Source organism: Ruminococcus sp., assembly GCF_045129435.1.
Taxonomy (GTDB): Bacteria; Bacillota; Clostridia; order Oscillospirales; family Acutalibacteraceae; genus Ruminococcoides.
Genome location: NZ_JBGVJL010000104.1, coordinates 1 through 9,309 on the forward strand (window position 1 = coordinate 1; position 9,309 = coordinate 9,309).

A 9,309-nucleotide genomic window follows, 5' to 3' on the forward strand; every position below is an offset into this window, starting at 1 on the left:
AACCTTTTTCAAAGGTGGTGGGTGTGGGCAAAGCCCACAAATACTTTTCTCTTATACAAAGCTTCGATAGCCAAACAGCCTGCTGTTTGGCGGCTTGAACACAACGGTGAAAGCCTTATAATGCGACAGCAACACAAAAGCTTTTTCTTCTATTATTTCCTAATGAAGTATTTCTTTTAAAAGGCTGTCGCCTGTTTTGTCAAACTTTGCTTTAGCACACAAACAGCGTTGCTGTTTATGCCTTACAAATTGTAATAGATACAGCTTTTCTTGGGCGTTGCCCAAACCCACGAGCCTTTAAAAAGGCTCGACCTAAATTTTTTATTGTTTATCTGAAATTTTCTGCTAAACAAAAATTCGTCATATGGAGGTTGCGAGATGTTTGTAGATACAGCGAAAATTTATATAAAAGCCGGTGACGGCGGTGACGGTGCGGTATCGTTTCACCGAGAAAAATATGTAGCGGCAGGCGGCCCCGATGGCGGTGACGGCGGCAGAGGCGGAAATGTTGTGTTCCTCGCAGATACTAACCTTTCTACTCTTGCAGATTTCCGTTATAAACGCAAATACCTTGCTAAAAAGGGAGAAAACGGCAGAGGCGGCCGCTGTAAGGGTAAAAATGCCGAGGATCTTATCATTCGTGTTCCGCTTGGCACACTTGTTAAAGAAGAAGAAACAGGCAGAGTTTTAGCTGATGTTTCATCTTCAGAGCCATATGTAGTGGCAAGAGGCGGCAAAGGCGGCTGGGGCAATCCGCATTTTGCAACTCCTGTTCGTCAGGTTCCTCGTTTTGCAAAGCCGGGTTTGCCGGGTGAAGAATTTAATGTCACACTTGAATTAAAACTTCTTGCAGATGTTGGTCTTGTTGGCTTTCCTAATGTCGGTAAAAGTACCCTTGTGTCGGTAGTTTCTCAGGCAAAACCGCTTATTGCGAATTACCACTTCACAACCATTACTCCTGTACTCGGTGTTGTATCAATGGGTGAAGGCTCTTCTTTTGTTATGGCTGACATTCCGGGTCTTATTGAGGGTGCATGGCAGGGTACAGGTCTTGGTCATCAGTTCCTCCGTCACATCGAGCGTTGCAGAATGTTAGTGCATATCGTTGATGTTTCAGGCTCAGAGGGAAGAAATCCTAAAGAGGATTTTGAAACCATTAACAATGAACTTAAAAAATTCAATCCGGAGCTTGCCGAGCGTCCAATGATTGTTGCAGGAAACAAATGTGATATGGCAACAGATGAGCAGATTGCTGATTTCAAGGCTTATGTTGAGGCACAGGGCTATGATTTCTTCCCGATTATGGCGGCAATTCGCTATGATGTTGACCCAATGTTAAATAAAATCAGAGAAATGCTCTCAAAGCTTCCTCCAATAACTCACTACGAGGCAGAGCCTGCTCCGATTGTGACAGCCGAGGACTTTGACGACCATTCTGTTACTGTCAAGAATGTAAACGGTATCTACACCGTTGAGGCTGACTGGCTGTTGCAGGTTATGAAGAGCATCAATTTTGATGACTACGAGAGCCTTAACTACTTCCAAAAGGTACTCATTGATAACGGTATAATTGACGCACTCAGAGCAAAAGGCTGCGGCGAGGGCGACACAGTTTCAATCTACGAGCTTGAATTTGATTTTGTTGACTAACAGGGTGTTTGTATGGAAAATGAGAATATAACTGAGCATACCTATGCAGACGAGGTTTCTCCGCTTACACTTGCCTTTGTGGGTGACGGTGTGTATGATTTGCTTGTTCGTGCATACCTTGTAAGGCAGAGTAACCGCCCTGTAGGTGAGCTTAATAAAATAAAGGTTGGCTTTGTTAATTGCAAAAGTCAGGCGGAGTATGCCAAGATTTTAATACCACATCTTTCTGAAAAAGAATTATCGGTGTATAAAAGAGGCAGAAACGCCGCCCCAAAATGCACTCCCAAAAACGGAACTGTGGCTGATTACCATAGTGCTACGGGACTTGAGAGTCTTTTTGGCTATTTATATTTAAAAGATGAAAAAGAAAGAATTTCCGAGTTGTTCGATATTATTTTACATATTTCGCTAAATGGAAGTGGTAATTGTGAAAAATAAGTTTGACATAAAAACTACGGTTGCCGACTACGCAATAATGCTTGCAGGTGCGGCGGTATATGCAATTTCAGTAGTGATTTTTACAGCACCAAACGATATTGCAACCGGTGGACTTACAGGTGTGGCAACAATGCTTAACCATATGTTTGGTTTGCCAATCGGTACAATGGTACTTGTTATGAACATACCGTTGTTCATCTGGGGTGCTATTGAAAACGGAATTTCATTCCTCACAAAAACAATAGCGGGCACAGTTTTTGCATCAATATTCATTGATTTATTCACTCCGATTATGACTGCCTACACAGGCGACAAAATTTTGGTTGCTATTTTTGGCGGTATCCTGAACGGTGTAGGACTTGAGATGATATTTATGCGTGGCGGCTCAACGGGAGGTACGGATATTGTAGCGTTGAATTTACACAAGCACTTTCCGTATTTTTCAACAGGCAATCTGATTTTTGCAGCCGATGCACTTGTGCTTATTATGGTTTTCTTCGTGTATAACAGCATTGAAAGTGTACTTTACGCAGTTATTACAATATTTTTCAGCATTAAAGTTATTGATACAATTTCGTACGGCGTTGCAAGAGATAACGGCAAGCTTATGTTCATTATTACGGATAAATATTCAGAAATATGCAGTATGATTATGACTGAAAACGATAGGGGAATTACCTTGCTCAACGGCGAGGGTGCATACAGTGGAAAGCCTAAAAGAGTGCTTATGTGTGCAGTAAGACCGCATCAGGTCTATAAAATAACCAATACCGTAAAAAGTGTTGATAAAAATGCGTTTATTATAGTAACTACAGCTAGCTCTATAAAGGGCAAAGGCTTCATAACAAAAACCGGCATCGGCTCTTAAGCTGATGTCGGTTTTTTGCTTTATATAATTAAATAATTTTAATTTCCACCCCGTCCGTCATGTCTTTCCCTCTTATCATCAAGTGGTTTGCGACCCGTTGTAACCCATTGATTATCGGCAGCACTCTTTTTATTTTTACCGTTTACAGTGGGCAATGGCTTTGAATTATTTTTGCCTCCGGTTCTATGACACATAAAATCACCCCTTGACTTATTTTGCGATAAATCAAGGGGTTTATGAGTTTTCAGAAAAATTAACGCTCTGAAAATTCTTTGCCTGTAATCAAATAATCAATAGATACATTAAAATACTCAGACATTTTAATGAGCATTGATATAGAAGGCTCACGTTTGCCATTTTCATAGTAGGAAAGAGCTTCTCTGGAGATATTCAAATCCATAGCAACCTTTTGTTGACTAAAATGCTTCTTTTTCCGTATTTCTTTTAATCCTGTCAAGAAAATCACCTCTTGACAATAGTGTAACAGTGTGTTACACTATTTATGTAACAAAATGTTACATAAATAGTTGGCAAAGAAGGGAAGATTATGTGAAAATGAATCATTTGTGTTGCTGCACTACTTATATTAGTGCGAACATCATAAAGCATAATATCAATAATACAGAAGAAAAAATAATGTTAGAAAGAGTTTGGTGATGTTTAAATGACTGATTTAAAAAATCAAAATTCTGAAAAGAATACAAAGTATTTTGGAATAGGTGTGGGCTTATTAGCAGCGACAGTATGTGTTTTTACCTTGATTTTATATTTAGGTTATTTGTTAAAATATGCATTTATTATTCCGTTTATTTCGATTTTAGTAATCACTTCATTTATAGTTATGGTTGTTACAGCTAAAAGAAGAGCCGATAGCTTAAGTAATACATACATTGCTGACGGTTATTTTAATCTTGCGTTACATGTTATCCTTTTACTTGTTATAGGCGGAATATGGCAATTAATTTGGATTTACAGAACAACAAGTTTTACTAATAATGACAAATCATCTGAATTCAGAAATCCGGTAACAAAGCTGTTGCTTAATATGTTTATTCCTTTTTACTCAATATATTGGATATATGTAACTGCCCAGAGAATTGATAATATTTCAAAAAGTAAGGGTAATAATTCTGAAATATCTATGGTATGTCTTATTTGCGGAATTTTTATTCCTTTTGTATCTTTACTTATAATTCAAAATCAGATTAATAAAGTTTGTAATATGTCAGTAATAAATTTCGCTGATAATAATAACAAAAAATCAGATACAGAAGAACTGAGAGAATATAAGAAATTGCTTGATGACGGTGTAATAACACAGGAAGATTTTGATAATAAAAAAATAAAATTTTGAAATAAAACAATAGCAGGGCATAAATTGGTATAGATTTAAGCCCTGCTGTTTTATGTTGTTATAATAAAAGAAAAGTAAAAAGGTCTATCGCCAAAAGACAATAGACCTTTTTGTGGTGCCGGTGACCGGACTTGAACCGGTACGGTATCGCTACCGGCGGATTTTGAGTCCGCTACGTCTGCCAATTCCATCACACCGGCAAATACAAATATATTATACATTATTTGTATTTAAAAATCAAGTGAATTTTTAATTTCTTTTTAAAAAATAATGAATATTCTCTTGCGGAAAATAAAATGAATATTAAACCGCATAAAAACAGGAAATTTTACATTTTTTTAATTTTTAATATCATTTTAGTTGCTTATTTTAAAAATTTATATTATAATATATCTGTATTTTTATTAGCAGTCAAGGCTGCAATTTATGGAGGAATGTCAAAATGGATAAAAAAGAGCTTCTTTATGAAGGTAAAGCAAAAAAGGTATTTTCTACAGAGAATCCTGACTACTGTATCGTTTCTTACAAAGATGATGCTACTGCATTTAACGGCGAGAAAAAGGGTACAATTATCGGTAAGGGTGTTGTAAACAACCGTATGAGCAACTTTATGTTTAAGCTTCTTGAGGAAAAGGGTATTCCTACTGATTTTGTTGAAGAGCTTAACGACAGAGATACAGTTCTCAAAAAGGTTGAGATTGTACCGTTAGAGGTTATCGTAAGAAATAAGGCAGCAGGCAGCCTTTCAAAAAGACTTGGTCTTCCTGAGGGTACACCAATGAAAACTCCTGTTCTTGAGTTCTGCTATAAGAACGACGAGCTCGGTGACCCAATGGTAAACGAATATCACATTCTTGCAGCCGGCTTTGCTACAAAGGAAGAAATTGATGTTATTTCTAAGTATGCTCTTAAAGTAAATGAGATTATGATTGACTTCTTCAAGGAGTGCAATGTTGACCTTATCGACTTTAAGATTGAGTTCGGCAGATACAAGGGCGAGATTCTTCTTGCTGATGAGATTTCACCTGATACATGCCGTTTCTGGGATATGGATACTCAGGAAAAGCTTGACAAAGACCGTTTCCGCAGAGATATGGGCGGCGTTGAAGAAGCTTACCACGAAATGATGAAGAGAATCGGTTTAGCATAAATTTCCGTTTAAATATACATTTACAACTCCCGTCAGGGTAGTAGTTATATATTTTTACGGATGGTGTTGCCTTTTGAAAAATTCATTCGACAATTACGCAAAAGAAGGACTGCACGAGGAATGTGGTGTTTTCGGAATATTTGGTGACGGCACAATCAATCCAGCCTATGCCTGCTACAACGGCTTGCTTGCATTGCAGCACCGTGGTCAGGAAAGCTGCGGTATTGCCGTTACCGATGATGGTGTAATAGATTACCATAAGGATATGGGACTTGTTACCGAGGTTTTTAATAACCGTATTCTTGACTCTTTGCAGGGTCAGATGGGTATTGCTCATGTTCGTTATTCGACTGCCGGTGGTTCTGTGCTTGAAAATTCACAGCCTCTTGTTATGCGTTATGTAAAGGGTACGCTTGCTGTAGCTCACAACGGCAACCTTACCAACGCTCTCGAAATTCGCAGTCAGCTTGAACAGACAGGTGCTATTTTTCAGACAACTATCGACTCTGAGGCTATCTGTTATGTTATTGCAAGAGAAAGGCTTAAATGTCATTCTGTTGAGGAGGCAGTTGCCCGTACTATGAGGGTTATCAAGGGTGCATATTCTCTGCTTGTAATGAGTCCGAGAAAGCTTATTGCCGCCCGTGACCCACATGGTTTCCGTCCTCTTTGCATGGGTAAATATAATGACTCCGTAGTATTTGCGAGTGAGAGTGCTGCTCTTGACGCTTGCGGAGCTAAGTTTATCCGAGATATTGAGCCGGGTGAAATTGTTGTGGTAGATAACAAAGAAGTCCGCAGCATAAAGCCTGACTTTGGCGAGGAGAAAAAGCAGTCGCTTTGCATTTTTGAATATATTTATTTTGCCCGTTCTGATTCTTTTATTGACGGTATAAGCGTTTATGAAGCAAGAAAACAGGCAGGCAGAATTTTAGCAAGAGAATTTCCTGTTGAGGCTGATATGGTAGTAGGTGTGCCTGAGTCGGGCATTGACGCCGCTATCGGATACAGCGAAGAGTCGGGAATTCCATATGAAAAGGCTATTGTAAAAAACAGCTATATAGGCAGAACTTTTATTAAACCCAGTCAGAAAGAGCGTATGAAAAGTGTTCGCATTAAGCTTAACCCGATTGCAGACAAAATTAAGGGCAAGCGTGTTGTCATAATTGATGACAGCATTGTGCGTGGCACTACTGTTGACAGAATTGTCACTATGCTCCGAGAAGCAGGTGCTAAAGAGGTTCATATGCGTATAAGCTCACCGCCGTTTATGTGGCCTTGCTACTACGGCACAGATATTCCGTCAAGGGGAGAGCTTATCGCCTGCAACCATTCGGTTGAAGAAATCCGTCAGTTAAGCGGTGCTGATTCGCTCGGTTATTTGCCGGCAGACAGCCTGCGTGAAATGCTCCATAATGCTCCAATTGGCTTTTGTGACGCTTGCTTTAGCGGTAATTATCCTGCTGAAACCACCAAAAAGACCTTTAAGGGCAAAGAGCGTGGCGGTATGAATTTTGATAAAAAATGCTAAAAACCTACATTCTGAAAGGATTTACAAAATATGGTTAAGGATACCTATGAATCACCCTTGTCTGCAAGATATGCAAGCAAGGAAATGAAATATATTTTCTCACCGGATATGAAATTCCGCACATGGAGAAAGCTTTGGATTGCTCTTGCAGAGGCAGAAATGGAGCTTGGTCTTCCTATCGCTCAGGAGCAGATTGACGAGCTTAAAGAGCATGCTGACGACATCAATTATGAAGTTGCTCAGGAGAGAGAAAAGCTTGTTCGTCACGATGTAATGTCACATGTTTACGCTTACGGTGTGCAGTGCCCTAATGCAAAGGGTATCATTCACCTTGGTGCTACATCTTGCTATGTAGGTGATAATACAGATATTATCATTATGACAGAAGGCTTAAAGCTTATCAGAAATAAGCTTATTACCGTTATCCGCAATCTTTCTAAGTTTGCAGATGAGTACAAGGCTCTCCCTACACTTGCATTCACACATTTTCAGCCTGCACAGCCGACAACTGTAGGCAAGAGAGCTACTCTCTGGCTTCAGGAGCTGCTTATGGACCTTGAAGATGTTGAGTATCAGCTTTCAAAAGCTAAGCTTCTCGGCTCAAAGGGTACTACAGGTACTCAGGCAAGCTTCCTTGAGCTTTTTGAGGGTGACCACGAAAAATGTAAGGCACTTGACAAGAAAATCGCTCAGAAAATGGGCTATAACGCTTGCTTTGCTGTATCAGGTCAGACCTATTCAAGAAAACTTGATTCACAGTTCTTGAATGTTCTCGCAGGCATTGCTCAGAGTGCTTCTAAATTCTCAAATGATATTCGTCTTTTACAGCACCTTAAAGAGGTTGAAGAACCATTTGAAAAGAATCAGATTGGTTCATCGGCAATGGCTTACAAGCGTAATCCAATGCGTTCAGAGCGTATCGGCTCACTCTCTCGTTATGTAATGTGTGATGTATTAAACGGTTATTTCACAACTGCTACACAGTGGTTTGAGAGAACTCTTGATGACTCGGCTAACAAGCGTCTTAGTATTCCTGAGGCATTCCTTGCTGTTGACGGTATCCTTTCACTCTATGCAAATGTAGCAGACGGTCTTGTGGTATATCCAAAGGTTATTGAGCAGCGTTTAAGAAAAGAGCTACCGTTTATGGCTACAGAAAACATTATGATGGACGCTGTTAAGTACAGAGGTGCAGACAGACAGCAGCTTCACGAGAGAATTCGTGTTCATTCAATGGCTGCTTCTAAGGTTATTAAAGAAGAGGGCGGCGAAAATGACCTCCTCGAAAGAATTGCTAATGATGAGGCATTCGGTGTAACTTTAGAGGATCTCGAAAAGATTTTACAGCCGGAGAAATATACAGGCAGAGCAAAAGAGCAGACAGAGGATTTCCTTGCTGAAATGGTACAGCCTGTTCTTGACAAGTATGTTGATATTGAATCAGACAAGCCTGAAATCAATGTATAATTTAACATTGGTATTTATATATTAAGGAGTTTTACAAATTATGGTTAAAGCAATAGTAGGTGCAAACTGGGGCGATGAAGGTAAGGGTAAGATTACCGATGTTCTCGCAAATGACAGCGACATTGTTATTCGCTTTCAGGGCGGTGCAAATGCAGGTCATACTATCGTAAACGAATATGGCAAGTTTGCTTTGCATCAGCTTCCATCAGGTGTGTTTCACCAGAATATTACTAATATTATTGGCAATGGTGTCGCTTTCAGCGTTGAGAATTTCGTAAAGGAAATTGCAGAGCTTGAGAGCAGAGGCGTACCAAAGCCAAAGATTATTATTTCAGACAGAGCACAGATAGTTATGCCTTATCATGTTGCTTTTGACTGTTACGAAGAGGAGCGTCTTGGCAAAAATTCTTTCGGCTCTACAAAGAGTGGTATTGCTCCTTTCTATTCAGATAAATATTCAAAAATCGGTTTCCAGATTAACGAGCTTTATGATGACCCTGATTCACTCAGAGAAAAAATCAGACACGCGCTCGGCATCAAAAATGCTATTCTCAAAAATCTCTACAATAAGCCTGAGATAACAGAAGAGGAAGTATTTGACAAGCTTATGGAATACAAAGAGGCTCTTGCACCATATGTAGGAGATACTTTTGAATTTATTCATAATGCACTCAAAGACGGTAAGAATATTCTCTTAGAGGGTCAGCTTGGCTCACTTAAGGATACTGACTTTGGTATTTACCCAATGGTTACATCTTCAAACACTATTGCAGGTTACGGTGCAGTAGGTGCAGGCATTCCGCCTTATGAAATCAAAGAGGTTATTACAGTTGTTAAAGCATATTCAAGTG

General features: G+C 39.4%; 10 protein-coding genes and 1 tRNA gene. 8 read left to right on the forward strand and 3 right to left on the reverse strand.

Features of this window, described 5'->3' with window-relative positions:
• Nucleotides 1–378 precede the first annotated feature (378 nt).
• From obgE to ACJMMI_RS05040, 3 genes are read left to right on the forward strand one after another with little or no spacing between them, the layout of a single operon-like run.
• On the forward strand, nucleotides 379–1,650 hold the full coding sequence (gene obgE / locus ACJMMI_RS05030; protein ID WP_405354085.1) for a GTPase ObgE: 1,272 nt from the start codon (nucleotides 379–381) through the stop codon (nucleotides 1,648–1,650).
• 12 nt (nucleotides 1,651–1,662) lie between these two features.
• Nucleotides 1,663–2,088, forward strand: a complete 426-nt coding sequence (locus tag ACJMMI_RS05035) for a Mini-ribonuclease 3 (RefSeq protein WP_405354086.1) — start codon at nucleotides 1,663–1,665, stop codon at nucleotides 2,086–2,088.
• Entirely contained in the window at nucleotides 2,078–2,956 is an 879-nt protein-coding gene (locus ACJMMI_RS05040) for a YitT family protein (protein ID WP_405354087.1), read from the forward strand. The genes ACJMMI_RS05035 and ACJMMI_RS05040 overlap by 11 nt, the downstream gene beginning before the upstream one ends.
• Before the next feature lie 38 nt (nucleotides 2,957–2,994).
• On the opposite strand, the gene ACJMMI_RS05045 is transcribed toward ACJMMI_RS05040, so the two are convergent.
• Both ACJMMI_RS05045 and ACJMMI_RS05050 read right to left on the reverse strand, forming a co-directional pair.
• Nucleotides 2,995–3,150 (reverse strand): hypothetical protein, encoded by a 156-nt coding sequence (locus tag ACJMMI_RS05045; protein WP_405354088.1) that lies wholly within the window; start codon nucleotides 3,148–3,150, stop codon nucleotides 2,995–2,997.
• A 59-nt stretch (nucleotides 3,151–3,209) separates the two neighbouring features.
• Nucleotides 3,210–3,413: a helix-turn-helix domain-containing protein gene (locus ACJMMI_RS05050; RefSeq protein WP_295050880.1), complete on the reverse strand. Its 204-nt coding sequence runs from the start codon at nucleotides 3,411–3,413 to the stop codon at nucleotides 3,210–3,212.
• A 207-nt stretch (nucleotides 3,414–3,620) separates the two neighbouring features.
• On the opposite strand from ACJMMI_RS05050, the gene ACJMMI_RS05055 reads away from it, so the two are divergent.
• Nucleotides 3,621–4,310, forward strand: a complete 690-nt coding sequence (locus ACJMMI_RS05055) for a DUF4234 domain-containing protein (protein WP_405354090.1) — start codon at nucleotides 3,621–3,623, stop codon at nucleotides 4,308–4,310.
• 113 nt (nucleotides 4,311–4,423) lie between these two features.
• On the opposite strand, the gene ACJMMI_RS05060 is transcribed toward ACJMMI_RS05055, so the two are convergent.
• Nucleotides 4,424–4,510 (reverse strand) — tRNA-Leu (locus ACJMMI_RS05060).
• Nucleotides 4,511–4,752: 242 nt separating this feature from the next.
• Between ACJMMI_RS05060 and purC the strand changes: the two genes are divergently transcribed.
• The 4 genes from purC to ACJMMI_RS05080 all read left to right on the forward strand — a co-directional run.
• On the forward strand, nucleotides 4,753–5,460 hold the full coding sequence (gene purC / locus ACJMMI_RS05065) for a phosphoribosylaminoimidazolesuccinocarboxamide synthase (protein ID WP_405354091.1): 708 nt from the start codon (nucleotides 4,753–4,755) through the stop codon (nucleotides 5,458–5,460).
• Between the two features lie 73 nt (nucleotides 5,461–5,533).
• Nucleotides 5,534–6,991 (forward strand): amidophosphoribosyltransferase, encoded by a 1,458-nt coding sequence (gene purF, locus ACJMMI_RS05070; protein ID WP_405354092.1) that lies wholly within the window; start codon nucleotides 5,534–5,536, stop codon nucleotides 6,989–6,991.
• Nucleotides 6,992–7,021: 30 nt separating this feature from the next.
• Nucleotides 7,022–8,458 carry an adenylosuccinate lyase gene (gene purB / locus ACJMMI_RS05075; protein WP_405354094.1) on the forward strand — a complete coding sequence of 479 codons (1,437 nt, stop codon included), beginning with the start codon at nucleotides 7,022–7,024 and terminating at the stop codon, nucleotides 8,456–8,458.
• Between the two features lie 40 nt (nucleotides 8,459–8,498).
• The coding region (locus ACJMMI_RS05080) for an adenylosuccinate synthetase (protein WP_405354095.1) at nucleotides 8,499–9,309 on the forward strand (811 nt) is incomplete at its 3' end.